Source organism: Neisseria dentiae (assembly GCF_014055005.1).
Classification (GTDB): Bacteria; Pseudomonadota; Gammaproteobacteria; order Burkholderiales; family Neisseriaceae; genus Neisseria; species Neisseria dentiae.
In genome coordinates, this window is record NZ_CP059570.1 from 2,370,833 (window position 1) to 2,397,157 (window position 26,325).

Sequence of the window (26,325 nt, forward strand, 5' to 3'; positions counted from 1 at the left end):
AACCGCTTTGCAAGCCTTCTGACTACACCCCCTACAACGCTTCAAACGCTTCGACGAACACTTGCGCCCGATGCGCGTAACCTTTAAACATATCGAAGCTGGCGCAGGCGGGGGAAAGCAGCACGATGTCGCCGCTTTGCGCGAGCCGGTAGGCCGTCTGAACGGCTTCGGGCAGGGTTTCGCAATCAATCATCTCCACGCCGCAGCCGCCCAAATCGCGGCGGATTTGCGGCGCGTCGGCTCCGATTAGCAGCACCGCGCGGGCTTTGTTTTGCAGCGCGGCGCGCAGTGGGGTGAAATCCTGCCCTTTGCCCTGCCCGCCGGCAATCAGCACAATCGGGCTTTGCAGGCCGGAAATGGCCGCCACGGTGGCGCCGACGTTGGTGCCTTTGCTGTCGTCGATAAAAGTGATGCCGTTTTTCTCGCCCACTTTTTCCACGCGGTGCGGCAGCCCCTTGAAGGTTTGAATGTGTTGCAGCAGCTCGGTTCGCGGCAGGCCGATGCTTTCGCACAGGGCGAGTGCGGAAAGCACGTTGGCGGCGTTGTGCAAACCTTGCAGCGGCACGGCGGCGGTGTCGAGCAAGCCGCTAGCGCCCGCTTTCAGACGGCCTGCCTGAACATCCGCCCAATAATCGGTTTCGTTTTCCAGCGAAAACCATTTCACTTGGCGGCCGTTGCGCTTCATGGCGCGGCACAGCGCATCGTCGGCGTTGAGCACCTGCACGCCGTTGCCGCGGAAGATTTTGTCTTTGGCGTGGGCGTAGTCGAGCAGGTCGTCATAGCGGTCGAGGTGGTCTTCGGAAATATTCAGCACCACGGCGGCATCGGGGGTGAGGCTTTCGGTGTTTTCGAGCTGGAAGCTGGAAAGTTCGAGCACCCACACGTCGGCCTTTTTGCCTTCGCGCTGCAATTCGGCTTCGAGCACGGGCGTGCCGATGTTGCCGGCCACCACGGTGTCCAACCCGCATTTCACGCACAGGTAGCCCACCAGGCTGGTTACGGTGGTTTTGCCGTTGCTGCCGGTGATGGCGATCACTTTGTCGCCGCGCGCCTTTACGATGTGGGCGAGGATTTCGATGTCGCCCAACACCTTGCCGCCGTTTTGTTTGAATTCGGCGATTTCCGGCGCGCGCTCGCTGATGCCGGGGCTGAGCGCCAGCACGTCGAAACCCTGCGCCAACGCGTCTTTCAGACGGCCTGTGTGGCAGTTCAAACCTTTGAAAAGCTGCGTCAGCTGCGCTTCGCGCTCGGGTTTCAAATCGGCATCGTAAGCCGCCACCTGCGCGCCGGCGCGGCGCAGATAGGCAATCATGGAAACGCCGGTGCCGCCGAGGCCGGCGACGAGGATTTTTTGGTTTTGCCAGTTCATGTTGTTGCTCGTTAATATTTTGTCATTTTCGAATATTTCGTCATACTCGGGCTTGACCCGAGTATCTTGTCGGCCTTTCCACCATGCCTGTCTGAAAAACTTTTCCGGTTATTCTCGGGAGATACTCGGGTCAAGCCCGAGTATGACGGCGGTGGTTCAAATTTGCGCTTTCCACCATGCGCCGGCACTATCCGACTATTTCCTGCCATAAATCCCGCCATTCGGGATTGGTGTTCTCGATTAAGTCGATTTTCCACTGCCGCCGCCAATGCTTCATAGTATGTTCGCGCCGAATGGCGCTTTCCATCGTTTCGTGCAGTTCATACCATACCAAGCTTTCTAAGTTATAGCGGTCGGTAAACCCTTTGGCAATATGCTGTCGGTGTTGGTAAGCACGCTGTATCAGGTTAGACGTAACACCCAAATACAATACGCCGTTTTTGCGGTTACTCATCATGTAAACGGCGGGTTGTTTCATGTTTATTTCCCCCTTAATCCCTTGTTTCGGTTTGCTTCTTCTGAAAACCGCTGACTTTGCCCGCCATACCCGGGCTTGACCAGGGTCTCTTGCTTTTTTTATAGAGGCCGTCTGAAACTTTAATCGGTATCTCCGGGAGATACTCGGGTCAAGCCCGAGTATGACGGCAATTTATATTTTTCAGACGGCCTCAAAAAACCCTTCCACCCCATATTCTTCCAACACCGCCGCCAATTCCGGCAAGCGTGTTTCCGGTTCGGCCGCCATCGGCGGCAGCGGCGGGGCGTGTTCCGGTTCGTGTTGGTTGCGCATCCAGTCGGCCAGCGCAAACAGGCGCAGCAGCAGCGGTTCGGCCAAATCGGGCGCAACCGCCGATTCGTGCAGCGCTTGGGCGAAACAGGCAATCCATTGGTTGCGCGTCTGCATGGCAACGGCGAAGGGGAAATGCCGCTGGCGCAGGCGCGGGTGGCCGTGTGCCTGCTCATACAGCGGCGGGCCGCCGAGCCAGCCGCTTAGGAATTGGAACAGGCGTTCGCGGGCGTAATCGAGCGTTTCGCCGTGTTGCGCGCGCAGTTCGGCGTATTGCGGCTCCAGCTCCATCAAGTCGTAGAAGCGGCCGGTTAGTGCTTCTATGCCCGCTTCGCCGCCCAATAGGGCATACATCGTTTGCTGTGTCATGTTTTCTGTTTTATGTGGTTCCTGACGCCGTCTGAAACTTTAATCGGTATCTCTGGGAGATACTCGGGTCAAGCCCGAGTATGACGGCAATAGGTTATGCTTTTCAGACAGGCATCAGCGGATTTTCAGCGAGCTTAAGCCCACCAGCACCAGCACGATGGTGATAATCCAAAACCGCACCACCACCTGCGTTTCTTTCCAGCCTTTTTGTTCGTAGTGGTGGTGGATGGGCGCCATCAGGAAGATGCGTTTTTTGGTTTTCTTATACCAGCCCACCTGCAACATCACGGAAATGGCCTCCACCACAAACAGGCCGCCCATAATCACCAGCACCAGCTCTTGGCGCACAATCACCGCCACCGTGCCCAAGGCCGCGCCCAAGGCCAGCGCGCCCACGTCGCCCATAAACACTTGCGCGGGATAGGCGTTGAACCACAAAAAGCCCAGGCAGGCGCCGCACATGGCGGTGCAGAAAATCACCACTTCGTTGGCGCCGGCCACATGGGGCAGTTGCAGGTATTGGGCGAACTGCGCGTGGCCGCTGGCGTAGGCGAAAATCGCCAAACCGCCCGCCACCAGCACCACGGGGAAGGCGGCCAGGCCGTCCAAACCGTCGGTGAGGTTGACCGCGTTGGAGGTGCCGACGATGGTGAGGTAGGCCAGCACCACAAAGCCGAACACACCCAGCGGCAGGGCCACTTGTTTGAAAAACGGCACGATCAGGATATTGTTGGCCGAGTTCTGCGCCACATAAAACAGCAGCAGCCCCGCCGCCAGCGCCACGCCCGACTGCCACACCATTTTGAAGCGCGCCGACACGCCGTTGGGGTCTTTATAAACCACTTTGCGCCAGTCGTCGTAGAAGCCCAACGCGCCGGTGGCGAGCAGCACCAGCAGCAGAATCCAGATATAGGGGTTGGCCAGATTGCCCCACAGCAGGGTGGAAACGGTGATGGCGGTGAGAATCAGCGAGCCGCCCATGGTGGGCGTGCCGGTTTTGATCAGGTGGGTTTGCGGCCCGTCGTGGCGCACGGCCTGGCCGACTTTCAGCTCGGTGAGCTTGCGTATCGTCCACGGCCCCAACAGCAGCGAAAACGCCAGCGCGGTCAGGGCGGCCATCACGGCGCGGAAGGTGGTGTATTGGAAAACGTTCAGCGCCGAGAACCAGTCGCTGAAGTGGGCTAACCATAAAAGCATGGGGTTTACTTCCTTTTTGTTTGATTTTGGTGTTGTTGTTTATTATTGGGCTTGAGGCCGTCTGAAACCGTTTCAGACGGCCTCTTTATTAATGCGTCGGTTTTTCCGAATCCGTTATTTTAAAGCAGAACGGCAAACCTTCCGGATGCAATATTCCTTTTCAGACGGCCTTTTCCAACAGCGCCTCCGCCACTTCTTCCATCTTCATAAAGCGCGAGCCTTTCACCAGCACATTCGCGCCTGGCGGCAAATCGTGCGCCAACACCTGAATCAGCGGGTCTTTGTCGGCAAACCATAACCCGTTGCCGCCGAAGGCTTCCGCCGCCGAAGCGCTGTAATCGCCGACGAAATAAGCGGATTCGATGCCTTTGCTGCGGGCGTAGGCGCCCACTTCGGCGTGCATGGCGGCCGATTCGTCTTCGCCCAATTCGCCGATGTCGCCCATCACGAACACGCGCGGGGCGGGCAGTTGGGCGAGTACATCGAGCGCGGCTTTCATGCTGTCGGGGTTGGCGTTATAGGTGTCGTCCAACACGGTGGCGCCTTTGATGCCGCGTTTCACGTTCAGACGGCCTTTGATATTGGCGAATTCAGATAGGCCGTCTGAAACCTCTTGCAGGCTCAAACCGGCGGCCAGCGCCAGCGCGGCGGCGGCGGCGGCATTGGCCACGTTGTGTTTGCCCGGCACCGGCAGCTTAACGGCGGCGCGCGCGTTGCCGCACACCAAATCGAATTCGCACGACAGCGGCTTCAACACGATGTTTTCGGCATGGATATCGCCGCTTTGCGCGCCGAAAGTCTGCTGTTTCAAGCCTTGTGCGGCCGTCTGAAACACAGCTGCATGGGCATCTTCGGCCGGCACCAGCGCCAAGCCGTTTTCAGACAGGCCTTGGTAAATCTCGCTTTTGGCTTTGGCAATATCGCCCACGCCGTCGAAACCGCAGCCGACGTGCGCGCGCAGGGCGTTGTTGACCAGCGCCACGTCGGGTCGGGCAATCCGCGTGAGCGCGGCCAGCTCGCCGAAGTGGTTCATGCCCATTTCGATCACGGCATAACGGTGCGCGGGCGTGAGCTTGAGCAGAGTGAGCGGCAGGCCGATATGGTTGTTGAAATTGCCCGCCGTCGCCAGCACGGCATCTTCGCCGAAGCGGTGGCGCAGTATCCCCGCCAGCATTTCTTTCACGGTGGTTTTGCCGCTGGAACCGGTGATGCCGAACACAAACGGGTTGGTTTCGTTGCGCCAGGCCGCGGCCAGCGTTTGCAGCGCGGCCAGCGTGTCGTCTACTTTCAACGCGCCGGGAAGCGCGGCGCAATCTTCACGCGACACCACAACCGCCGCCGCGCCTTTGGCCAGCACGTCCGCCGCAAAATCATGCGCGTCGAAACGCTCGCCGGCCAAGGCGAAAAACACGTCGCCGCTGCGGATATCGCGGCTGTCGGTTACGATACGCTTGACTTCGGCATCACCGTTTTCAGACGGCAGCGGCAGGTTGAGGGCTTGGCGGATAAAATTCAGGGTTAGGGGGTTCATTTTCGTGTTCTGTTTTCTTTTTCGGACAATTAAACGTTTTTTTCTCTACTTTGATATTTTTTCATTGATTGATGAAGTATTTTTGCGTACCATACGAACTGACATGACCGTCGCCTCTGCACAATTTTGTGTACGCGGCGGTTTTTATTTTTGCCATAAGTGCCATTCCTTATAGTTTTCAATCAAGCCGAATCTGTTCAAACTGATATTTCTGCTCGGAACGTTTCCGGGAAACTCCTCCAACAGTCTGTCAAATCTATCTGCCCATAGAGAACCGGGGCATAGCACTTTCAGCATCGATTGCATAATGCAGAAATAAAAAAACGGGCGTTTACTGTCGACACGTTTCCAATAGCCATCCTTTGTAATCGGTGCGGAAGAACGATGAATATTGATGTTCCATAGGCGGTCATGATGTGCCGCAATATTTCGTATATCGTTCAGACTGTCTAACCATTGTGCAAAAATATCCCCGTTTACCGCACCATATTTTTGCGCTATTTGATTTTTATCCTGATATTTCATACCCCCGTAAAGCCAAGACATGGTACCGAAATCCCACAAACAGCCGGCAGCCCAAATCGGCAAGCAACCATACTTTTGCATATTATGAATAACCAACGGATTATTCTTTTTCTCCGCCCGCTTTTCCAATTCGGCAAAACGCTCCAGCCACATTTCATGCTCTGTTTTATCGGTTGATTTATTCTTTTTCTTCGTAAAATTTCCATGCAGGCAATCAGGATTTTTATGCGCCATAGGATCGTATTTACCCAAGGTATGCACAATATCTACCCGCACAGCCATTTCAATACGCTCAAGCGCATCCAAAGCTAAAAAACGCAGTTTTTTATCAAAAAGATATAGCGACAATACGCTCTCAAAATGACTGCTTTCGATAAAATCGTCCAGTAATTTTTGGTTTGTTTCATCCCATTGTCGGAAAACATGAAAATAGCCGCTCAAACGATAATACCCGATACGGCGCAGATATTTTTCCGCACGCTCCCTATCGTCAATTCGCAACCCCCTGCTTTCCAGCAATGCGACTTGGTCGGCAAAATCCCGCCACGGTTTTATCGGTTCATACATATTTTCAGACGGCCTTCCGTTATATTGTTTTTATATTTTTTTCAGAAACTTATTATTCCAACCCGATTCATCTCTCCTGATCAATCAACGGATAAGGATTCACCGCGCCGCCGTGGGTGGTATAAACGCCGTAGTGCAGGTGCGCCGGTGTTTTTTTGGCGTTGCCGGTTTTGCCCACATAGCCGATAACCTCGCCGGCCTTCACCCTGTCGTATAACTTCGCGCCGGCGAATTTTTTCAGGTGGGCGTAATAGTGCCATGCGCCGGGGCCTTGTATGCCGATCACTTTGCCGCCCAGTCTGTTTTTGCCGCGTTTGGTAACGATGCCGTCGGTGGTGCTGCGAACGGGCGTGCCTTTGTCGGCGAAAATATCCACGCCTTCGTGCCGGCGGCCGCCGCTGCGGGCCGCGCCCCATGTGTCGGCGAATTTCTGCCCTTTCACGGGGTTAATCAGGCTTTGTTCTGCGGGGGCGGGCTGCGCCCTGAGTTCGGCCAGCTCTTGGTTCGGCCGCGTGGCTTGGCAGCCCCATAAAAAAACGGAAACGGTGGCAAAGCACACCAGCCGCTTGGCGGGTTTCGATATCACTGATCGGGTTCCTTTCGTTGGTTTCAGACGGCCTCGGGTGGCGGCGCGTATCGGTTTTCCTTTCTGTTTGTTCAAGTGAGTTGTGCGTTTGTTTAATTTTCAAACGGCCTGCGGCCGCAGTTTTTATCTTGCATCTTGTTTGGCTAGCTGCCTAACTTGCCGTAATACTGGTAATCGGAAAGGCGGAATACTGCCAGGGTGCGGCCGTTTTTACGATAGGGGTAAAACAACTCGTATCTGCCGTTATCCGACACAAAGCGGATTTCATCCGATTGGTTTTGAAACACTTTTTGCAGGTATTCCCGCTCGCGCAAGTCGGCGCGGTGCAGGTAGTCGGCTTTGCGCAGGGTTTCCTGTTTGCCCTCGGCGGTGCGGTAGGTTACGGCGTCTTCCTGCCTGCCGTTATCTGCAACCGCGGCAGCCGCTGTTTCGGCAGCTCCTTCTTTCGGGATATTGCTGCCGAAATTCAGATAAACCGGCGTGCCGCCGATGTTGTCGGGCACGATAACGGTTACGCTGTTAAATGCGCTGTCTTGTTTTTCCAGCAATTCCAAATGGCCGGCGGTGTTGCGTATATAGGGCAGCCCGAAGCGGTAGGCGGTAACGGCTTCGGTTTGCTTCGGGTGGTTTTGTATCAGCCGCTGCGCCGACTCAATCAAAAGCTGCTGCTTCTGTTGGGCGGTCAGGTAATTGCCGCCGAAGAGCAGCGCGGCCAGCAGCGGGAAAACCAGCAGGCAGGCGTAGAGCCATTTTTTGCCGCTCTTAACCGACACCTCTTCGCCGCGTTCGGCGATACGGGTCAGGTTCAGCATAATGTTCAGCATCAACGCCCCCGCCATCAACGCCACCACGCCCAAAATGCTCAAGCCGAAGATTTCGGTGATGTGTTCGCGGAATACTTTCAACCCGAACACTTGAATCAGGATAAAGGCAAATACCCAATACACCAGCAGCACTATCGACACCACACCGATGATGTTGCTGGCTTTCACGAGTTTTTTTGTATCCATCATGCTTCCTCGGTTTTTCAGACGGCCTGTTCAAACAACACCCAAAGGCCGACTGAAACAGTGATTGCCACCCGGTTTCATCTTTGCGCCAGCGCTTTTTCCGCTTCTTCGAAATCGGAAAAATGATGCTTCTCGCCCTGCACGTCCTGATAAGTTTCGTGGCCTTTGCCGGCAATCAGAATGATATCGTCTGCCGCGGCGTGTTTAACCGCATATTCAATAGCGGCGCGGCGGTCGGCTTCGATGTGTTCGGGGTTAGGCACGGCGGGAAGGATGTCGTCGATAATGGCCTGCGGCTCTTCCATGCGCGGGTTGTCGCTGGTAACCACCACTTTGTCGGCGCCCGCAACGGCGGCGGCACCCATCAGCGGGCGTTTGCCTTTGTCGCGGTTGCCGCCGCAGCCGAACACGCACCAAAGGCTCGCGCCTTGCGGTTTGATTTCCTGCAAGGTGGCGAGCGCTTTTTCGAGGGCGTCCGGCGTGTGGGCGTAATCGACCACCACCAGCGGTTTGCCGGGGTTCATGATGCAGTCCATGCGGCCGGTGGCGGGGCGGATGCGGGCGAGTGCGTTTAATACCGGTTGCAGCGGGTAGCCTGCGGCGCACAACACGCCCACGCAGGCGGCGAGGTTTTGGGCGTTGAAGCAGCCGAGCAGGCGGGTTTGGCATTTGCCCGCGCCCCACGGGGTGTCAAGCATAACCGTCATGCCGCCGGATGTGGCGCTAAAGCCGGTAATGCGGATGTCGGCATCTTCGGCAAAACCGTAGCGGTAAACGGCCAGGCCGGGGCGTTCGGTTTTCAGACGGCCTGCCAGTTCGGCGCCGTATCCGTCGTCGGCATTAATCACGGCGTGTTGCAGGCCCTGCCAGTAAAACAGGCGCGATTTGATTTCGCCGTAGGCTTCCATGCTGCCGTGGTAGTCGAGGTGGTCGCGGGTGAGGTTGGTGAACACGGCCGTCTGAAAGGGCACGCCGTTAACGCGTGCTTGGTCGAGGCCGTGGCTGGACACTTCCATCGCCACGGCGCGCGCGCCTTGCTGTTTGAAGCGGTGGAGCAGGGTTTGCACGGAAACGGGGTCGGGCGTGGTGTGGGTGGCTTCTACCAACTCGCCCCAAAAGCCGTTGCCGACGGTGCCGATAACGGCACAGCTTTTCGGGCGGCCTTCGAGCAGGTCGGCGGCTTGTGCGAGCCATTGGGTTACCGAGGTTTTGCCGTTGGTGCCGGTAACGCCCCAAACGGCGGGGCCGTTTGCATGATTGTTTGAAACGTTGCCGTACACTTCGGCGGCCAGTATGCCGGCGCGGTGTTTCAAATCTTTGATGCCTTGGTTGGGCACGCTCCATTCGGGCTGCCAGGCAAAACTGCCGTCGTCGTCCCAAAACACGAAGGCGGCGCCGTTGGCAATGGCGGCAGGAATGAAGCTGCGCCCGTCGGTGTATTCGCCCTGGCAGGCGACGAAGATGTCGCCGGGCTGGATTTTCCGGCTGTCCGAATGCAGCAAACGCCCTGCTGCGCTTTCGCACAGCAGGGGCGGCAGGTCGGTTTCAGCAGGGGGAACTCGTTCGCTGAACATAAAAAACTCTTTATCGTTTGGCCGTCTGAATGGTGGGGGTTTCCTTCAGAGGTTTGGTGGGCGACACGCCGAGAATATTCAGGCTGCCGCTCATGATGCCTTTGAACACGGGGCCGGCAACCACGCCGCCGTAGTAACCGTTGGCGGAGGGTTCGTCCACCGAAACGGCCACAATCACGCGCGGTTTCTCGGCAGGCGCAAAGCCGATGAAGGTGGCAACGTGTTTGTCGCTGGCATAACGGCCGTTGACCAGTTTGCGGGCCGTGCCGGTTTTGGCACCGACATCGAAGCCGTCAACCGCGCCCATGGTGCCGGTGCCGCCTTTTTCGGTAACGGAAATCATGATTTCACGTACGGCGCGGGCAGTTTCGGGCTTGATAATCTGCTCGCCTTTGGGCGGGGCTTCCTGTTTTTCGAAGCTTACGGGCAGCAGTTCGCCGTCGCTGGTAATCACGGTATAGGCGCGTGCCAGTTGCAGCAGGCTCATTTGCAGGCCGTAACCGAACGACATGGTGGCCTGTTCGATGGGTTTCCAGTTCTGCCATTTGCGCAGCATGCCCGGTGTTTCGCCGGGAAAGCCGGAGTGCATTCGGCGGCCTATGCCCAGGCTTTGGTAAAACGCGTGCATTTCTTCGGGCTTGAACATGGCCGACAGCTTACTGGTGCCCACGTTAGACGATTTCTGCATGATGCCGCGCACGTCGAGCGAAGGGTAAACATGGGTGTCGCGCACGGTGGCGGGGCCGATTTTGAACGGCAGGGTGTTGAAGCGCGAATTCACGCTGGCTTTGCCTTCGTCCAATGCCTTGGCAATCGGAAACGGCTTCATGGCCGAACCCGGCTCGATCATATCGGTAACGGCCCGGTTGCGGCGCTGCTCGCTGTCGGCTCCGCCGGGATTGTTGGGATCGTAGGCGGGGCTGTTTACCAGCGCCAGAATCTCGCCGGTTTGCGCATCGAGCACAACGGCGCTGCCGGCTTTGGCGCGGTGGTGGGCAATGGCTTTGTTCAGCTCGTCATAAGCCAGCGCCTGAATGCGTTGGTCGAGCGACATCACTATATCGCGGCCGTTTTGCGGATCGCGGTTGCGGGGGGAATCGAGACTGTCGACGATATTGCCTTTGTTGTCGCGCAGCACCACTTTTGCACCGTTTTCGCCGCGCAAATCGTCTTCACGCGCCAGCTCCAGCCCTTCCTGGCCTTTGCCGTCGATATTGGTGAAGCCGATAACGTGTGCAAACAGGTTGCCCATCGGGTAGTGGCGTTTGGTTTCCTGCTGGAACGCCAAGCCTTTGATGCCCAAGGCCGCCACTTTATCGGCGGTTTCTTTATTCAACTGGCGTTTCAGATAGATAAAATCTTTGTCTTTTTTCGCCAAACGCTCTTCGATGGTGGCAACGGGCACGCCGATAAGCGCCGAAAGCCGTTCAAGCTGTTCGGCCGTCGGCTGGATATCCATGCCGGAAGGCACGGCATACAGTGATTCGGTAGGGGCACTCAAGGCCAGCGTGGCGCCGTTGCGGTCGGTAATCGTGCCGCGCGAAGCGGGCAGCGCCACCGTGCGCACGAAGCGCTGGTCGCCCTGGTTTTTCAGAAATTCATGCTGCGTGGTTTGCAGGTAAACCCCCCGCCCCACCAGCGCGGCAAACGCCAAAGCCAAACCGCCGAGCACAAAGGCAATCCGCCCGTTGGTAGAAACGGGTTTCTTGGCTTTGGGCTGCTTGGGCAGCATCTGAGGCTTATATTCGTTTTTAATCAACATAGCAACTTCTCGTTTTTTTTCAGACGGCCTCGATTTGTTTTTAAGAAACCGCCGTTTATTTCATTTCAATCATGCGTGTATCTGATGCGCTCGGGGGTTGCAGCCTTTGCCGCTCCGCCGCTTCTTTAATTAGTGTATGGTTCGACAGCTTGGCCTGTTCGAGCTTCAAACGCGCATAATCCTGCTCAAGCTGGACTTCGTGCTTTTCGGCCTTATCCAGCGAAATATAGTATTGGCGCGACTGGTCTTGCACGGTTACCACCGCCAAGCCCGACAACAATGCCACTACCAATAAAATAACGTTTAATTTATTCATATTTTCAAACGGCCTTCGTTTTCAGACGGCCTGTTGCACCGGCAGGCGCGCCGCCGGTTAACATGCTTCAAAACTGCCGCCGGTGCGCTCGGCAACACGCAATACGGCCGAACGTGCGCGCGGGTTGGCAGCGGTTTCCTCTCCGTCCGGCTTAACGGCCTTGCCCACCGGCTTTAACGGCGGCTGCGGCAAATCGGCTTCTTTCACCGCCGCCCAGCGGGGCAAGGGCGGATGCTGCGAATAACGCTTGATAAACTGTTTTACGATGCGGTCTTCCAGCGAGTGGAAGGCAATCACCGCCAGCCTGCCACCTTCTTTCAGGCGACCCGCCGCCTGCGGCAGCACGGCTTCTATTTCTTCAAGCTCACGGTTGATGAAGATGCGAACGGCCTGAAACGTCCGGGTCGCCGGGTCTTGTCCGCGCTCGCGGCTACGGACGTTTTGCGCCACGAGCTGCGCCAGCTTGCGGGTTGTATCGATGGGCGCCGTTTCGCGCTGCGAAACGACAGCGCGCGCAATCTGGCGACTAAACCGCTCTTCACCATAATTTTTGATTACCTCGTGTATTTCCTGCTCGGCGGCGCTTGCCAGCCATTCGGCCGCCGAAATGCCGCGCGTAGGGTCCATGCGCATATCCAGCGGAGCATCGAAACGGAAGCTGAATCCGCGCGCCGCTTCGTCGATCTGCGGCGACGAAATGCCCAAATCAAACAAGGCGCCGTCTATTTGGCCGATACCCAGCCCGTCTAAGGCCGTCTGAAAAGTAGCGAAGCCGTTATGCACCACGCTCACGCGCTTGTCTTGCGCCGCCAATTCGTTGGCAACGGCAATGGCCTGCGGGTCTTTGTCGAACACCACCAAGCGGCCTTCGCTGCCCAGTTTCGACAGAATCAGGCGGGAATGCCCTCCCCTGCCGAATGTGCCGTCCACATAAACACCGTTTTCCCGCACGGCCAGCGCATCCACCGCCTCGTGCAGCAGCACGGTGATGTGCTGCAAAGTTTCGGCACCGCTCACAGTTGCAAATCCGTTTGGCTCAATTCGGAAGCCAACTCGTCGGGATCGATATCCAAGGCCTGATCCATTTCAGCCTCCCAATGCTCGCGTCCCCACAGCTCCAAGCGGTTGGCACGCCCCACCAGCGTGACTTCCTTATCGAAATCCACGCGGCGGCGCAGGTTGGCGGGCAGCAACACGCGCCCGGCCGTATCCAGCTCCAGTGTGTCGGCATTGTGCAGCAACAGGTTTTGGTAGCGTTGCAGCGTAGGATTGCCTGCCGTTTTCAACGCCAGCAGCTGCCTGGCCACGCCTTCCCATTCGGCTTCGGGATAAATCAGCAGGCGGCTGCGCGAATCCAGCGTTGCCACAACGGCCGGTGTGTAATGGCGCAACAGCAGTTCGCGGAACTTGGCAGGAATCGCCAACCGCCCTTTGCTGTCTATGCTCAACTCGTGAACGCCGCCAAACACTTTATCCCACTCCGTGATTAAAAACGGGCAATGAAGACACTTTGACACACATTACCCCACATGCCCACACTATATGCAATTTCAACATTGCGGTCAAACCCGCTTTTCTGAAAAAATAACCAGTAAGACAAACACTTAAGCATCAAAAAAGCAGACATCTCGCCCGCTTTATGCACCTGACACACATAAAAACACAATATCTAGTATTAATATTATATTACAATTACCATATATAGTAAAAATTATGAAATAGAGTCCGTTTTCTAATAAAGGGTATAATATCTTGGCCCTTTGATAAAATTTACACGTTCTAACATTTATGACTGCGCAATTACCCGCCCCTTCTGCCGCCGCCGCAACATCCTCCGAAGCCTTGCAAAGCCTGATTGCGGCAGACATCCGCGGGCGCGGCGGCTGGATTCCGTTTTCCCGCTTCATGGAGCTGGCGCTCTATGCCCCCCGATACGGCTACTACACCGGCGGCGCACACAAAATCGGGGCGGCGGGCGATTTTGTTACCGCCCCCGCCCTCACCCCCTTGTTCGGCCGCACACTCGCCAACCAACTTGCCCCGCTGCTGCCGCAAACCGACGGCAACATCTATGAATTCGGCGCCGGCACAGGCGAATTGGCCGCCGATTTGCTGCAATCGCTTTCAGACGGCCTCAAGAATTACTACATCATTGAAATATCAAGCGAACTGGCCGAACGCCAGCGTGATCGCATCTGCAAACAAGTGCCGGAAGCGGCCGGGAAAGTTATCCACTTAGCCGAATTGCCCGACACTTTCGACGGCATCGTCATCGGTAACGAAGTGCTCGATGCCATGCCCTGCGAGCTTATCCGACGCGAACACGGGCAGTTTTGGCAAATCGGTGTGGCATTGGAGCATAATGCTTTCGTCCAAGCCCCGCGCCTGCTCGAACAAGCCGGCTTGCTGGCAAGCGCCGCCGCCTGCTTTCCGCCCGACGAGCCGTACACCAGCGAGCTGCACCCCGCCCAACACGCCTTTATCCGCACGCTGGCGGGCAAACTCGTGCGTGGCGGCATGATTTTTATCGACTACGGCTTCGATGCCGCCCAGTATTACCACCCACAGCGGCACGCGGGCACCTTAATCGGGCACTACCGCCACCACACCGTACACGATCCGTTTTTCCACATCGGCCTCACCGATCTGACCGCCCATGTCAACTTCACCGATATTGCCCAAGCCGGCACCGACGGCGGCTTGGATTTAATCGGCTACACCACCCAGGCCAATTTCTTGCTCAACCTCGGCATCACCGGCCTGCTGGCACAAACCGCCAAACCCGGAACACCCGCCTATATCCGCGAAACCGCCGCCCTGCACAAACTGTTGGGCCAACACGAAATGGGCGAACTGTTTAAAGTGATGGCGTTCGGGCGCGGCGTAGAAGTGGATTGGCAGGGCTTTATATCGGGCGACATCTGTCACAAACTTTAGATCTTTCCGCACGGCAAAGGCCGCCTGAAAACATTTCAGACGGCCTTTAAATATTTTTTCCCATAAAAATCAAATGAAAGCGCATAATTTCCGATAAAGCGGTTGCCCGTCCGGAAAAAAACCGTATAATTGCGCTTTCACCAAACGGCGAATTAGCTCAGTCGGTTAGAGCAGAGGAATCATAATCCTTGTGTCCGGGGTTCGAGTCCCTGATTCGCCACCAGAACTTTGGGGGTATAGCTCAGTTGGTAGAGCGCTTGCATGGCATGCAAGAGGTCAGCGGTTCGATCCCGCTTACCTCCACCAGATTTGAAAAGCACTTGGTTAAAACCAAGTGCTTTTTTACTGTGAAGGCCGTCTGAAAAGTTTCAGACGGCCTTCAATCTTGAGACCTTTGCCAAAAGTCGTTTTAGTCCTGAATTTACTTATGTTTCGTCATACTCGGGCTTGACCAGAGTATCCCTTTTTCTTCTAAAACAAACAGATACTCGGGTCAAGCCCGAGTATGACGCAAGTATTTTCAGGTATCTAAAAGAATTTTGCAAAGATCTCAGCCTGCGCAAAATTATCTTTCCGGCAGTTTAACCACCACCGTATCAGCCAGCATATCCTGCAAAGTGCGGCGGTTTTTCGTTTTGTTAAACAACATCACCAAACACACCACCCACAACAGCTGTGATAACGCATTCCCAATCAATTCGGCCGTTTCAGGGCTGCCTTGCACCACGAGCGTAATCAGATAACCCGCAATCATCGAAGCAATGCTCACGATAACGTTAAACAAAATCTCGCGCAGCATCACCGTGCCCCAAAAGCCGGGGTTTTCACCGTTGCTTTTCAACACTCTGATTTTCATGATTCTTTTGCCGAAAGACTGCCCGTCCCGCGCCATCAGCCACATTTGTGCGGCTGCATAAACCAGCAACAGCAGCAAGCTGCCCGCCACCAAAGGGCCGTTCCACGCGATTTGATCCAAAAATTCGGGGTTCTGCTCATCCCAATGCTCCATTAGGGGCAGCACAATGCTGTAAAAAAACGGAACAAAAACCAGCACGGTAAACACCACATTCAAAAGATAGGCCGCGATTCTGCTGCCCGCCGTGGCAATATCCACCTCCACGATTTCTTCGCCGGCGGGTGCGGGGTGGGAATTGAGTGTGTCCATATTTGACGCTCCGTTTCAAGATTTGGAAAATTTTGCCACCTTACCACAAAAAAGCCTTTACTTTTACCCTTTCGGGGGTTAAAACGCTAACTTGATTATCTTTCCTTATTTTGTAAACAATTTTTCGTTTAGGAGCAAACAATGAAAGTAGGATTCGTCGGCTGGCGCGGCATGGTCGGTTCGGTTTTGATGCAGCGCATGCAGGAAGAAAACGACTTCGCCCATATTCCCGAAGCCGTATTCTTCACCACCTCTAACGTAGGCGGCGCCGCTCCCGACTTCGGCCAAGCCGCCAAAACCCTGTTGGATGCCAACGATACCGCCGAGCTGGCGAAAATGGACATCATCGTTACCTGCCAGGGCGGTGATTACACCAAAGCCGTATTCAAACCGCTGCGTGATTCCGGCTGGAACGGCTATTGGATTGATGCGGCTTCTTCGCTGCGCATGAACGACGATGCGGTGATTATTCTCGACCCCGTCAACCGCAACGTTATCGGCCAAGCCCTGCAAAACGGTGTGAAAAACTACATCGGCGGCAACTGCACCGTATCGCTGATGCTGATGGCTTTGGGCGGCCTGTTCCAAAACGACTTGGTGGAATGGGCAACCAGCATGACCTACCAAGCCGCTTCGGGCGCGGGTGCCAAAAATATGCGCGAACTGATCGAAGGCATGGGTGCGATTCACAACGAAGTCAAAGCCGAAATCGCCGACCCCGCCGGCGCGATTTTGGATATCGACCGCAAAGTGTCCGATTTTCTGCGCAGCGATGCTTTCCCCTCCGCCAACTTCGGCGTGCCGCTGGCCGGCAGCCTGATTCCGTGGATTGATGCCGACTTGGGCAACGGCCAATCGAAAGAAGAATGGAAAGGCGGCGTGGAAACCAACAAAATCCTCGGCCGCAGCGCCAACCCCACCGTTATCGACGGCCTGTGCGTGCGCGTGGGCGCGATGCGCTGCCACAGCCAAGCCATCACGCTGAAGCTGAAAAAAGATTTGCCGGTGGCCGAAATCGAAAAACTGCTGGCCGAAGCCAACGATTGGGTGAAAGTTATCCCCAACGAAAAAGAAGCCAGCATCCACGAGCTGACCCCCGCCAAAGTAACCGGCACATTAAGCGTACCCGTGGGCCGCATCCGCAAACTGGGCATGGGCGGCGAATACATCAGCGCATTTACCGTTGGCGACCAGCTTCTTTGGGGGGCCGCCGAGCCGCTGCGCCGTATGCTGCGGATTGTGTTGGGCAATTTGGATTCGTAACCGGTTTGCCAAACATATAATGTAATGACTAAAGGCCGCCTGAAATGTTTCAGACGGCCTTTTTCATATCTGTTTTATTCGGCTAACATTTCCACCTGTTTCACCCGCTCGGCAGTTACCGGATGGGAGCCGAACACCTGTGCCGCACCGCTTTCGCCGTGGCCGTGGCTGCTGTTTAAGCGTTGCAAGAAATCTGCCAGGTGTTTTGGCGGAATATTTTGACGCTTCAATGCGTTAATGGCATAACGGTCGGCTTCCAGCTCGAATGTTTGGGAATACTGCGCTGCCACCAGCATGGCCGGCAGGTTGGAAAGCAAATCGCTTGTATCACCCGTTATCAGCAGCAAAAACACGCCGGTGCCGATTCCGCGCAGAGCCTGCTGCAAACTGTGCCGCTCGCTTAAATGGCCTTGCTCATGGGCCAAAACCGCAAGAATTTCATTATCGTGCTTGGCAAGGGCGATCAGCTCGTCGGTTAAAACTATCGTATTGTTGGGTATGGCCAAAGCATTGGCCCCGAGGCCGTTCCCTTGTCTGAACAATAATTTTGCGGGCTTTTCCGGTTTTAAGGTTTGATAAAGATTCGATATTTCGCGCTTTCTCGCCGCACTCAGGCGGCTTTCTCCGGTTAAACCGACAATGGCTTTTTCGGCCTGGCCGCCGATGTCGTCCAACGTTTGGGCAGGCAAATGCCGGGCGGCATAATAGGCGGCGGCAGGAATGCCCCATTTAAACACCGCCGTAATCACACAAACCACTACAACCAAGCCGATGCCTGCCCATTTCCAGCTCTGTTCGAGCCGGCCGACATGCTTCAGCATGGCCCTGTTTTGCAGCGGCAGCCAGTCGGGCACATGATGGTCGGGAAACTCGATGCGGGCATCATCCGGCAACTCCAACACCGGCAATACCCCGCCCACGCCCGCAAGGTAGGCCGCGCTGTGCAGCGGATAAAAATCTGTTTGGCCGCCGCCGTAAACGATGCGCAACCGCTCTCCGTCCAGCGACAATTCGGCCTGATGGGGCGTATTGCGCTTGCCGTCGTAATAACGTACCGTAACAGATTCTGCCATTACCTGTTCTCCCGCTGCCGTCTCACAGTGAAATATCGATATCGAACACATCGGCGATTTCTTCGCCTATGCTGTGCGGATCATTCTGTGCCTGATTAACCAGGTTTTGCGGATCATCATACAAATCCACCTGCAACGATGCCGACTGATACCGATAAAGCCTGACCGCCGCCCACGGGTGCAGCAGGCCGAGGGTGAACACCATGGCAACATAGTTGGTGAATTTAATCCACGCATATTTTATCGGAGACAAATCGGTGGAAATACGGCTGTTACCCACTTGCACATTCTGCCAGGTGGCGCGGAACAGATAGGCTTGTGTCAGCGGCACAAACAAACCTATCATTAAAATATAAAGTGCCGCAGCAGCCGCTACAAACAAACCGCCCACCACCTCCGGACGCCCGGGGGTTTGCAACATCATACCCAATATCATAACCACAAATCCGGCCAGCAGTATCCATAAATAAGGCTTCAACACCGCGCCGTAAAAATCGGCCCAACCCGATTGCAATTCAAACTTCAAACCGCCGATATGCAGATGGTTGATTTGATAAGATTTAAACCAATACAGCGCCACCGGATAGAGCAAGCCGAAACTCAAAAGCGTAACCAACAGGCATTTGGCAAACAGCCAATAAGTCTGCCCTTGGGAAGCAGAAAAATAAAAGCGGCTGTTGCCGTATTTACTGTTTCTGGCGCGGAAACGCATAGTAGAGCGCACCAGCCACGGCACGGCAACCAATGCCACTCCCCATACCGCCAGCGCATAAGCCGGATCCAACTCTGACAACACCGAAAACGCCGCAAACAGCACCACGGCAATCAGCCGCCCGATTAAAATCCGCGAGGGCAGAGCCGTAAAATCGAATTGATCGCCACCCAACCGGGTATTACCGTAAAAATAGCGCAAACGGCGTACTTTCGCCCACGGCGCATAAATGCCTAAGGTGATGATAGTTAAGAAAATATTAACAATCCAAATGTTGAAATATTCTCCGGCGTTACCGTGAAACCCAAAACGCCATTGCTGCCCTTGCTCTATGTGGGTAGCCGGCACTGCTACTTCGGCGTTTTCTTGCACGGCCAAGCTGCTTTCATCATATCGGTTTTCCTGCTCAGATAAACTGCTCATCCTTAAGTTTCCCTTTTAACATTAACGAATCAACAGCCGAATTATATTCAGGCCGTCTGAAAAATACAAAATGCATTTTTCAGACGGCCTGCTTTTTGAAAGGAGCTGTCATTTAGATAACTGGATAATGGATCACAAAGTATTTTCTATATCGAGATCTTTGCAAAAATACCTAACCGCCTCTACTTAAAGATTCATTGGTTCCAATCCAAGCAACTATCGCTATTTCATTTTCTGAACAGCTGTATCTTTAATTTCTTAAAATCCCATATATTTTTATCGGAATCAAACAGATTAATTGTATTACCCCGTTCATATTCCCCCGTAAATACTTTAAACTGCGTTTTTTTACGCCTGCTCTGAAATATGAACCGCTTACTGACCCCGTTACCGATATGGCTGGTATTGGCCGATATGGCATACACTTTTGTCATCAATATCCTGCAAAGCTTCAACCTGAGCCAATCCCAATTACCGAAAGACGGGCTGCCCGTTTCTCCCGATATTGCTTTCAGCGGTCTCCAAGTTGCAGCAAACGGCGGTATGGTGCTAATTATCGGTTTCGGCTTGTGGACTTTGCTGAAACTCAACCGCAGCGTGTTGCAGCAGCAAATTCTGCCCATCGGCGTTTTCCGCACACTCGGCCTGGTGGCTGTGCTCGCTTTCAGCATACCGTCTCTTTGGCAATGGGCATGGGCTTTAATCAAACTGGCAGGCGTCCATAATACCATTGCATTCGGTTCGCCCCGATACCTGATCATTGCCATCTGCCAACCTCTCGTTGCCTGCCTATGCCTATACCGTTTAACCGGCTGGTACCGGCTGCATAAGCATACGGCTGCCACAACACCTGCCGAATAGCACAACACGATATTCAAGAAACCAGCCCTGCAATTAGGCCGTCTGAAATAGATTCATTTCAGACGGCCTTTGCATCTATAGTGGATTAAAATAAGAATGCCGAAGTAGGGTAAAACGATTCTTTAGCATATCGCCCAATTGCAAGTTTGAATGCAGTTATTTCATTTCGGAGTTTTTATTTGAATTCACTATACTTGCCCTGCACAGCCTGCCGGCAGCTTCACTACTTACCGGCCGGTTTTTTCACCGCGGGCTGCGCCTTCTTCGCCGCCCCGGCCCCCACCGTCGCCTCCTCACGCAGCTTCGCCAGTATCCCCGCGCCTATCCCCTTCACGTTCTGCAAATCGTCCACGCTCTTGAACGGCCCGTTCTGCTCACGGTACGCCACGATCGCCGCCGCCTTCGACGGCCCTATCCCCGGCAGCGCCTTCAGCTCCTCCGCCGTCGCGGTGTTGATGTTCACCGCCGCCAGCAGCAGCGGTGCCGCCAGTGCCGCCAGGGCACCGAAGAGATAATGTTTCAGTTTCATGCTTTTCCTCCGTAATGAATGTCTCTAAACCGTGCCGGTCTTTTCCGGCACGCCGTCTATCATAAGCGATGACTGCCGCTTTTCAAACACTTCCACCCCCTCAATTAATAACTATGGTAACCGTTGTCGCCGCCCGGCAACACTTCCCATGGAACAAGCCCCCGATACTTCCGTACCGGGGGCTCTGAATGGGTGTCTGGCAGTGACCTACTTTCACATGGGTATCCACACTATCATCGGCGCTGGGTCGTTTCACGGTCCTGTTCGGGATGGGAAGGCGTGGGACCAACCCGCTATGGCCGCCAGACTTAAACTGTACAAATCGGTAAGCCGTTACGGAGCTTTTGCTCCGCTTATTTATTCTTTAATCAACTTTTCGGTGACGAAGTATCTTCATCAGTAAGCTTTCTCTTTGATGCTTTGTTTACGTTTCCGTCCAAAGTCCTTCAAATGATAGAGTCAAGCCTCACGAGCAATTAGTATGGGTTAGCTTCACGCGTTACCGCGCTTCCACACCCCACCTATCAACGTCCTGGTCTCGAACGACTCTTCAGTGCGGTTAAACCGCAAGGGAAGTCTCATCTTCAGGCGAGTTTCGCGCTTAGATGCTTTCAGCGCTTATCTCTTCCGAACTTAGCTACCCGGCGATGCGACTGGCGTCACAACCGGTACACCAGAGGTTCGTCCACTCCGGTCCTCTCGTACTAGGAGCAGCCCCCGTCAAACTTCCAACGCCCACTGCAGATAGGGACCAAACTGTCTCACGACGTTTTAAACCCAGCTCACGTACCACTTTAAATGGCGAACAGCCATACCCTTGGGACCGACTACAGCCCCAGGATGTGATGAGCCGACATCGAGGTGCCAAACTCCGCCGTCGATATGAACTCTTGGGCGGAATCAGCCTGTTATCCCCGGAGTACCTTTTATCCGTTGAGCGATGGCCCTTCCATACAGAACCACCGGATCACTATGTCCTGCTTTCGCACCTGCTCGACTTGTCGGTCTCGCAGTTAAGCTACCTTTTGCCATTGCACTATCAGTCCGATTTCCGACCGGACCTAGGTAACCTTCGAACTCCTCCGTTACGCTTTGGGAGGAGACCGCCCCAGTCAAACTGCCTACCATGCACGGTCCCCGATCCGGATCACGGACCTGGGTTAGAACCTCAAAGACACCAGGGTGGTATTTCAAGGACGGCTCCGCAAAGACTAGCGTCTCTGCTTCTCAGCCTCCCACCTATCCTACACAAGTGCCTTCAAAGTCCAATGCAAAGCTACAGTAAAGGTTCACGGGGTCTTTCCGTCTAGCAGCGGGGAGATTGCATCTTCACAACCATTTCAACTTCGCTGAGTCTCGGGAGGAGACAGTGTGGCCATCGTTACGCCATTCGTGCGGGTCGGAACTTACCCGACAAGGAATTTCGCTACCTTAGGACCGTTATAGTTACGGCCGCCGTTTACTGGGGCTTCGATCCGATGCGCTAACATCTTCAATTAACCTTCCAGCACCGGGCAGGCGTCACACCCTATACGTCCACTTTCGTGTTAGCAGAGTGCTGTGTTTTTAATAAACAGTCGCAGCCACCGATTCTCTGCGACCCTCCAATGCTTACACCGCAAGGGCTTAACATCGAAGGGCATACCTTCTCCCGAAGTTACGGTATCAATTTGCCGAGTTCCTTCTCCCGAGTTCTCTCAAGCGCCTTAGAATTCTCATCCTGCCCACCTGTGTCGGTTTGCGGTACGGTTCTGATCCAACTGAAGCTTAGTGGCTTTTCCTGGAAGCGTGGTATCGGTTACTTCGTATCCGTAGATACTCGTCGTCACTTCTCGGTGTTATGAGCGTCCGGATTTGCCTAAACACTCCACCTACCGGCTTAAACAAACTATTCCAACAGTTTGCTAACCTAACCTTCTCCGTCCCCACATCGCATTGAATCAAAGTACGGGAATATTAACCCGTTTCCCATCGACTACGCATTTCTGCCTCGCCTTAGGGGCCGACTCACCCTACGCCGATGAACGTTGCGTAGGAAACCTTGGGCTTTCGGCGAGCGGGCTTTTCACCCGCTTTATCGCTACTCATGTCAACATTCGCACTTCTGATACCTCCAGCATGCTTTACAACACACCTTCTACGGCCTACAGAACGCTCCCCTACCATGCGCCAAGCGCATCCGCAGCTTCGGTTACAGATTTGAGCCCCGTTACATCTTCCGCGCAGGACGACTCGACCAGTGAGCTATTACGCTTTCTTTAAATGATGGCTGCTTCTAAGCCAACATCCTGGCTGTCTGGGCCTTCCCACTTCGTTTACCACTTAATCTGTCATTGGGGACCTTAGCTGGCGGTCTGGGTTGTTTCCCTCTCGACAACGGACGTTAGCACCCGCTGTCTGTCTCCCATGATTGCACTTTCCGGTATTCTTAGTTTGCCATGGGTTGGTAAGTCGCAATGACCCCCTAGCCATAACAGTGCTTTACCCCCGGAAGTGATACATGAGGCACTACCTAAATAGTTTTCGGGGAGAACCAGCTATCTCCGAGTTTGTTTAGCCTTTCACCCCTATCCACAGCTCATCCCCGCATTTTGCAACATGCGTGGGTTCGGACCTCCAGTACCTGTTACGGCACCTTCATCCTGGCCATGGATAGATCACTCGGTTTCGGGTCTACACCCAGCAACTTGTCGCCCTATTAAGACTCGGTTTCCCTACGCCTCCCCTATCCGGTTAAGCTCGCTACTGAATGTAAGTCGTTGACCCATTATACAAAAGGTACGCAGTCACCCCTTAGGGCTCCCACTGTTTGTATGCATCAGGTTTCAGGTTCTCTTTCACTCCCCTCCCGGGGTTCTTTTCGCCTTTCCCTCACGGTACTGGTTCACTATCGGTCGATGATGAGTATTTAGCCTTGGAGGATGGTCCCCCCATCTTCAGACAGGATTTCTCGTGTCCCGCCCTACTTGTCGTATACCTAGTACCACCATTCGGATTTCGAATACGGGGCTATCACCCACTATGGCCAAGCTTTCCAGCTTGTTCTTCTATCCCAACGGCTATCGTATACAGGCTCCTCCGCGTTCGCTCGCCACTACTTGCGGAATCTCGGTTGATTTCTTTTCCTCCGGGTACTTAGATGGTTCAGTTCTCCGGGTTCGCTTCTCTTATCCTATGTATTCAGATAAGGATACCGTACAGAATACGGTGGGTTTCCCCATTCGGACATCGCGGGATCATTGCTTTATTGCCGGCTCCCCCGCGCTTTTCGCAGGCTTACACGTCCTTCGTCGCCTATCATCGCCAAGGCATCCACCTGATGCACTTATTCACTTGACTCTATCATTTGAAGAACCTTCTGACTTCGCTAACCCAACCGTTGACTAGCCGGCTAGCTTAGATTCCCTAATCTGATAAAGCTTACTGCTTTGTTGTGTACCGTATCCCGCCTTTTGTCTTTCAGGATACGGTCGATACAATCATCACCCAAATACTGTGGCCGGATTCTTTTCAGACGGCTTCAACCGCCTGCGGGCCGCGCTTTGACGCTTCCCAATCCGACCAACATTGTCTTTGTTTGTTGATTTCGGCTTTCCAATTTGTTAAAGATCGATGCGTTATTCGGAATGCTTTATTCCTAACGGCGCAAATCAAAGCAAACTCTTCAATTCGCTTTCATTTGCAGCGTTTTTTGGTGGAGGCAAACGGGATCGAACCGATGACCCCCTGCTTGCAAAGCAGGTGCTCTACCAACTGAGCTATGCCCCCAATCTTGGTGGGTCTGGGAGGACTTGAACCTCCGACCCCACGCTTATCAAGCGTGTGCTCTAACCAGCTGAGCTACAAACCCAGGTCGTGCCTCGAACAACAAATGTCTCCATCCGCCATCCGAAACCCTTGCCCGCATCTTCGTCTCACAGTTTACCGATAAGTGTGAATGCCCAAGCACCCCTTCTTTTCTCTAGAAAGGAGGTGATCCAGCCGCAGGTTCCCCTACGGCTACCTTGTTACGACTTCACCCCAGTCATGAAGCATACCGTGGTAAGCGGCCTCCTTGCGGTTAGCCTACCTACTTCTGGTATCCCCCACTCCCATGGTGTGACGGGCGGTGTGTACAAGACCCGGGAACGTATTCACCGCAGTATGCTGACCTGCGATTACTAGCGATTCCGACTTCATGCACTCGAGTTGCAGAGTGCAATCCGGACTACGATCGGTTTTTTGGGATTGGCTCCGCCTCGCGGCTTGGCTACCCTCTGTACCGACCATTGTATGACGTGTGAAGCCCTGGTCATAAGGGCCATGAGGACTTGACGTCATCCCCACCTTCCTCCGGCTTGTCACCGGCAGTCTCATTAGAGTGCCCAACCAAATGATGGCAACTAATGACAAGGGTTGCGCTCGTTGCGGGACTTAACCCAACATCTCACGACACGAGCTGACGACAGCCATGCAGCACCTGTGTTACGGCTCCCGAAGGCACCCCTCCGTCTCTGGAGGGTTCCGTACATGTCAAGACCAGGTAAGGTTCTTCGCGTTGCATCGAATTAATCCACATCATCCACCGCTTGTGCGGGTCCCCGTCAATTCCTTTGAGTTTTAATCTTGCGACCGTACTCCCCAGGCGGTCAATTTCACGCGTTAGCTACGCTACTAAGGTATCAAGTACCCCAACAGCTAATTGACATCGTTTAGGGCGTGGACTACCAGGGTATCTAATCCTGTTTGCTACCCACGCTTTCGGGCATGAACGTCAGTATTATCCCAGGGGGCTGCCTTCGCCATCGGTATTCCTCCACATCTCTACGCATTTCACTGCTACACGTGGAATTCTACCCCCCTCTGACATACTCTAGTCACCCAGTTCAGAACGCAGTTCCCAGGTTAAGCCCGGGGATTTCACATCCTGCTTAAGTAACCGTCTGCGCCCGCTTTACGCCCAGTAATTCCGATTAACGCTCGCACCCTACGTATTACCGCGGCTGCTGGCACGTAGTTAGCCGGTGCTTATTCTTCAGGTACCGTCATCACCCCGGGGTATTAACCCGAAGCTTTTCTTCCCTGACAAAAGTCCTTTACAACCCGAAGGCCTTCTTCAGACACGCGGCATGGCTGGATCAGGGTTGCCCCCATTGTCCAAAATTCCCCACTGCTGCCTCCCGTAGGAGTCTGGGCCGTGTCTCAGTCCCAGTGTGGCGGATCATCCTCTCAGACCCGCTACTGATCGTCGCCTTGGTAGGCCTTTACCCCACCAACCAGCTAATCAGACATCGGCCGCTCGAATAGCGCGAGGTCCGAAGAGCCCCCGCTTTCCTTCTCAAAGCGTATGCGGTATTAGCCATCCTTTCGGACAGTTATCCCCCACTACTCGGTACGTTCCGATGCGTTACTCACCCGTTCGCCACTCGCCACCCAAGAAGCAAGCTTCTCTGTGCTGCCGTCCGACTTGCATGTGTAAAGCATGCCGCCAGCGTTCAATCTGAGCCAGGATCAAACTCTTATGTTCAATCTCTAACTTTTAACTTCTGGTCTGCTTCAAAGAAACCGACAAAGAATAGATATATCTACATCTTGTCTGTTTTTTGTCGCAGTGTGAGGCACTAAGGCACTCACACTTATCGGTAATCTGTGTTGTTAAAGAGCGTTTCCTGCCGCCGAAGCAGCGAAGAAGGCGAACTATACACAACCAACAACAAAACAGTCAACACAAAAACCGAAAAATCCCACAACAAAAACAACAACCGACTGTTTCACAACAATATTTAATTC

The 26,325-nt window shown here is 54.4% G+C and carries 20 protein-coding genes, 4 tRNA genes and 3 rRNA genes; 5 read left to right on the forward strand and 22 right to left on the reverse strand.

Annotated elements, in window-relative coordinates:
• Window positions 1-31: 31 nt before the first annotated feature.
• The 13 genes from murD to mraZ all read right to left on the reverse strand — a co-directional run bounded on the left by murD (window position 32) and on the right by mraZ (window position 13,062).
• Window positions 32-1,369: a UDP-N-acetylmuramoyl-L-alanine--D-glutamate ligase gene (murD, locus tag H3L92_RS11095; protein WP_085366579.1), complete on the reverse strand. Its 1,338-nt coding sequence runs from the start codon at window positions 1,367-1,369 to the stop codon at window positions 32-34.
• A gap of 187 nt (window positions 1,370-1,556) precedes the next feature.
• Window positions 1,557-1,847: a GIY-YIG nuclease family protein gene (locus tag H3L92_RS11100; RefSeq protein WP_085366577.1), complete on the reverse strand. Its 291-nt coding sequence runs from the start codon at window positions 1,845-1,847 to the stop codon at window positions 1,557-1,559.
• A gap of 180 nt (window positions 1,848-2,027) precedes the next feature.
• On the reverse strand, window positions 2,028-2,510 hold the full coding sequence (locus H3L92_RS11105) for a group II truncated hemoglobin (RefSeq protein ID WP_085366602.1): 483 nt from the start codon (window positions 2,508-2,510) through the stop codon (window positions 2,028-2,030).
• Between the two features lie 129 nt (window positions 2,511-2,639).
• Window positions 2,640-3,722: a phospho-N-acetylmuramoyl-pentapeptide-transferase gene (gene mraY / locus H3L92_RS11110; RefSeq protein ID WP_085366575.1), complete on the reverse strand. Its 1,083-nt coding sequence runs from the start codon at window positions 3,720-3,722 to the stop codon at window positions 2,640-2,642.
• Window positions 3,723-3,882: 160 nt separating this feature from the next.
• Window positions 3,883-5,253, reverse strand: coding sequence for a UDP-N-acetylmuramoyl-tripeptide--D-alanyl-D-alanine ligase (locus tag H3L92_RS11115; RefSeq protein ID WP_085366573.1), 1,371 nt, complete (start codon window positions 5,251-5,253; stop codon window positions 3,883-3,885).
• Window positions 5,254-5,397: 144 nt separating this feature from the next.
• Entirely contained in the window at window positions 5,398-6,345 is a 948-nt protein-coding gene (locus H3L92_RS11120; protein WP_085366571.1) for an Abi family protein, read from the reverse strand.
• Window positions 6,346-6,412: 67 nt separating this feature from the next.
• Window positions 6,413-6,931: a M23 family metallopeptidase gene (locus tag H3L92_RS11125; protein ID WP_085366569.1), complete on the reverse strand. Its 519-nt coding sequence runs from the start codon at window positions 6,929-6,931 to the stop codon at window positions 6,413-6,415.
• A 143-nt stretch (window positions 6,932-7,074) separates the two neighbouring features.
• Window positions 7,075-7,944: a peptidase gene (locus H3L92_RS11130; RefSeq protein WP_245945438.1), complete on the reverse strand. Its 870-nt coding sequence runs from the start codon at window positions 7,942-7,944 to the stop codon at window positions 7,075-7,077.
• Window positions 7,945-8,018: 74 nt separating this feature from the next.
• Window positions 8,019-9,515 (reverse strand): UDP-N-acetylmuramoyl-L-alanyl-D-glutamate--2,6-diaminopimelate ligase, encoded by a 1,497-nt coding sequence (locus tag H3L92_RS11135; RefSeq protein ID WP_085366567.1) that lies wholly within the window; start codon window positions 9,513-9,515, stop codon window positions 8,019-8,021.
• 10 nt (window positions 9,516-9,525) lie between these two features.
• Window positions 9,526-11,277 (reverse strand): peptidoglycan D,D-transpeptidase PBP2, encoded by a 1,752-nt coding sequence (gene penA / locus H3L92_RS11140; RefSeq protein ID WP_085366565.1) that lies wholly within the window; start codon window positions 11,275-11,277, stop codon window positions 9,526-9,528.
• Window positions 11,278-11,332: 55 nt separating this feature from the next.
• Entirely contained in the window at window positions 11,333-11,593 is a 261-nt protein-coding gene (ftsL, locus tag H3L92_RS11145; protein ID WP_085366563.1) for a cell division protein FtsL, read from the reverse strand.
• A 57-nt stretch (window positions 11,594-11,650) separates the two neighbouring features.
• Window positions 11,651-12,610, reverse strand: coding sequence for a 16S rRNA (cytosine(1402)-N(4))-methyltransferase RsmH (gene rsmH, locus H3L92_RS11150; protein WP_085366561.1), 960 nt, complete (start codon window positions 12,608-12,610; stop codon window positions 11,651-11,653).
• Window positions 12,607-13,062, reverse strand: a complete 456-nt coding sequence (mraZ, locus tag H3L92_RS11155) for a division/cell wall cluster transcriptional repressor MraZ (RefSeq protein ID WP_085366559.1) — start codon at window positions 13,060-13,062, stop codon at window positions 12,607-12,609. Before mraZ ends, rsmH begins: the two co-directional genes overlap by 4 nt.
• A 319-nt stretch (window positions 13,063-13,381) precedes the next feature.
• Here mraZ and H3L92_RS11160 point away from each other — a divergent pair, with 319 nt between their 5' ends.
• The 3 genes from H3L92_RS11160 (at window position 13,382) to H3L92_RS11170 (ending at window position 14,836) form a co-directional block, all read left to right on the forward strand.
• Window positions 13,382-14,530 carry a class I SAM-dependent methyltransferase gene (locus H3L92_RS11160; RefSeq protein WP_085366557.1) on the forward strand — a complete coding sequence of 383 codons (1,149 nt, stop codon included), beginning with the start codon at window positions 13,382-13,384 and terminating at the stop codon, window positions 14,528-14,530.
• A 146-nt stretch (window positions 14,531-14,676) separates the two neighbouring features.
• Window positions 14,677-14,753 (forward strand) — tRNA-Met (locus H3L92_RS11165).
• Between the two features lie 7 nt (window positions 14,754-14,760).
• Window positions 14,761-14,836: transfer RNA gene (locus tag H3L92_RS11170), tRNA-Ala, on the forward strand.
• A gap of 259 nt (window positions 14,837-15,095) precedes the next feature.
• Here H3L92_RS11170 and H3L92_RS11175 read toward each other — a convergent pair.
• On the reverse strand, window positions 15,096-15,695 hold the full coding sequence (locus tag H3L92_RS11175) for an RDD family protein (RefSeq protein WP_085366555.1): 600 nt from the start codon (window positions 15,693-15,695) through the stop codon (window positions 15,096-15,098).
• A gap of 141 nt (window positions 15,696-15,836) precedes the next feature.
• On the opposite strand from H3L92_RS11175, the gene asd reads away from it, so the two are divergent.
• Entirely contained in the window at window positions 15,837-16,958 is a 1,122-nt protein-coding gene (gene asd / locus H3L92_RS11180; RefSeq protein WP_085366553.1) for an aspartate-semialdehyde dehydrogenase, read from the forward strand.
• Window positions 16,959-17,032: 74 nt separating this feature from the next.
• Here asd and H3L92_RS11185 read toward each other — a convergent pair whose 3' ends face one another.
• A complete protein-coding gene (locus tag H3L92_RS11185; RefSeq protein ID WP_085366551.1) occupies window positions 17,033-18,031 on the reverse strand; it encodes a M48 family metallopeptidase in 999 nt (332 codons plus the stop codon).
• Between the two features lie 22 nt (window positions 18,032-18,053).
• Complete coding sequence (locus H3L92_RS11190; RefSeq protein ID WP_085366549.1) at window positions 18,054-19,166, reverse strand: YjgN family protein; 1,113 nt, start codon at window positions 19,164-19,166, stop codon at window positions 18,054-18,056.
• A 366-nt stretch (window positions 19,167-19,532) separates the two neighbouring features.
• Between H3L92_RS11190 and H3L92_RS11195 the strand changes: the two genes are divergently transcribed.
• The gene (locus H3L92_RS11195; protein ID WP_085366547.1) at window positions 19,533-20,027 is read left to right on the forward strand and encodes a hypothetical protein; all 495 of its coding nucleotides are present in this window, start codon (window positions 19,533-19,535) and stop codon (window positions 20,025-20,027) included.
• A gap of 223 nt (window positions 20,028-20,250) precedes the next feature.
• Here the strand turns inward: H3L92_RS11195 and H3L92_RS11200 are convergent, their stop codons facing one another.
• The 6 genes from H3L92_RS11200 to H3L92_RS11225 form a co-directional block, all read right to left on the reverse strand.
• On the reverse strand, window positions 20,251-20,550 hold the full coding sequence (locus H3L92_RS11200) for a ComEA family DNA-binding protein (RefSeq protein ID WP_085366598.1): 300 nt from the start codon (window positions 20,548-20,550) through the stop codon (window positions 20,251-20,253).
• 200 nt (window positions 20,551-20,750) lie between these two features.
• A 5S ribosomal RNA gene (gene rrf / locus H3L92_RS11205) occupies window positions 20,751-20,863 on the reverse strand.
• A 148-nt stretch (window positions 20,864-21,011) separates the two neighbouring features.
• Window positions 21,012-23,895: ribosomal RNA gene (locus H3L92_RS11210) — 23S ribosomal RNA — on the reverse strand.
• A gap of 353 nt (window positions 23,896-24,248) precedes the next feature.
• Window positions 24,249-24,324, reverse strand: a tRNA-Ala gene (locus H3L92_RS11215).
• A 5-nt stretch (window positions 24,325-24,329) separates the two neighbouring features.
• Window positions 24,330-24,406 (reverse strand) — tRNA-Ile (locus H3L92_RS11220).
• A gap of 115 nt (window positions 24,407-24,521) precedes the next feature.
• Window positions 24,522-26,062: ribosomal RNA gene (locus tag H3L92_RS11225) — 16S ribosomal RNA — on the reverse strand.
• The 16S, 23S and 5S rRNA genes sit together here with 2 tRNA genes alongside, the layout of an rRNA operon.
• Between the last annotated feature and the right edge of the window lie 263 nt (window positions 26,063-26,325).

Excerpts from the sequence above, each read along its gene's own strand:
- murD (WP_085366579.1), bottom strand. The coding sequence starts at position 1,369 with ATGAACTGGCAAAACCAAAAAATCCTCGTCGCCGGCCTCGGCGGCACC.
- H3L92_RS11100 (WP_085366577.1), bottom strand. The coding sequence starts at position 1,847 with ATGAAACAACCCGCCGTTTACATGATGAGTAACCGCAAAAACGGCGTA.
- H3L92_RS11105 (WP_085366602.1), bottom strand. The coding sequence starts at position 2,510 with ATGTATGCCCTATTGGGCGGCGAAGCGGGCATAGAAGCACTAACCGGC.
- mraY (WP_085366575.1), bottom strand. The coding sequence starts at position 3,722 with ATGCTTTTATGGTTAGCCCACTTCAGCGACTGGTTCTCGGCGCTGAAC.
- H3L92_RS11115 (WP_085366573.1), bottom strand. The coding sequence starts at position 5,253 with ATGAACCCCCTAACCCTGAATTTTATCCGCCAAGCCCTCAACCTGCCG.
- H3L92_RS11120 (WP_085366571.1), bottom strand. The coding sequence starts at position 6,345 with ATGTATGAACCGATAAAACCGTGGCGGGATTTTGCCGACCAAGTCGCA.
- H3L92_RS11130 (WP_245945438.1), bottom strand. The coding sequence starts at position 7,944 with ATGATGGATACAAAAAAACTCGTGAAAGCCAGCAACATCATCGGTGTG.
- H3L92_RS11135 (WP_085366567.1), bottom strand. The coding sequence starts at position 9,515 with ATGTTCAGCGAACGAGTTCCCCCTGCTGAAACCGACCTGCCGCCCCTG.
- penA (WP_085366565.1), bottom strand. The coding sequence starts at position 11,277 with ATGTTGATTAAAAACGAATATAAGCCTCAGATGCTGCCCAAGCAGCCC.
- ftsL (WP_085366563.1), bottom strand. The coding sequence starts at position 11,593 with ATGAATAAATTAAACGTTATTTTATTGGTAGTGGCATTGTTGTCGGGC.
- H3L92_RS11160 (WP_085366557.1), top strand. The coding sequence starts at position 13,382 with ATGACTGCGCAATTACCCGCCCCTTCTGCCGCCGCCGCAACATCCTCC.
- H3L92_RS11175 (WP_085366555.1), bottom strand. The coding sequence starts at position 15,695 with ATGGACACACTCAATTCCCACCCCGCACCCGCCGGCGAAGAAATCGTG.
- asd (WP_085366553.1), top strand. The coding sequence starts at position 15,837 with ATGAAAGTAGGATTCGTCGGCTGGCGCGGCATGGTCGGTTCGGTTTTG.
- H3L92_RS11185 (WP_085366551.1), bottom strand. The coding sequence starts at position 18,031 with ATGGCAGAATCTGTTACGGTACGTTATTACGACGGCAAGCGCAATACG.
- H3L92_RS11190 (WP_085366549.1), bottom strand. The coding sequence starts at position 19,166 with ATGAGCAGTTTATCTGAGCAGGAAAACCGATATGATGAAAGCAGCTTG.
- H3L92_RS11195 (WP_085366547.1), top strand. The coding sequence starts at position 19,533 with ATGAACCGCTTACTGACCCCGTTACCGATATGGCTGGTATTGGCCGAT.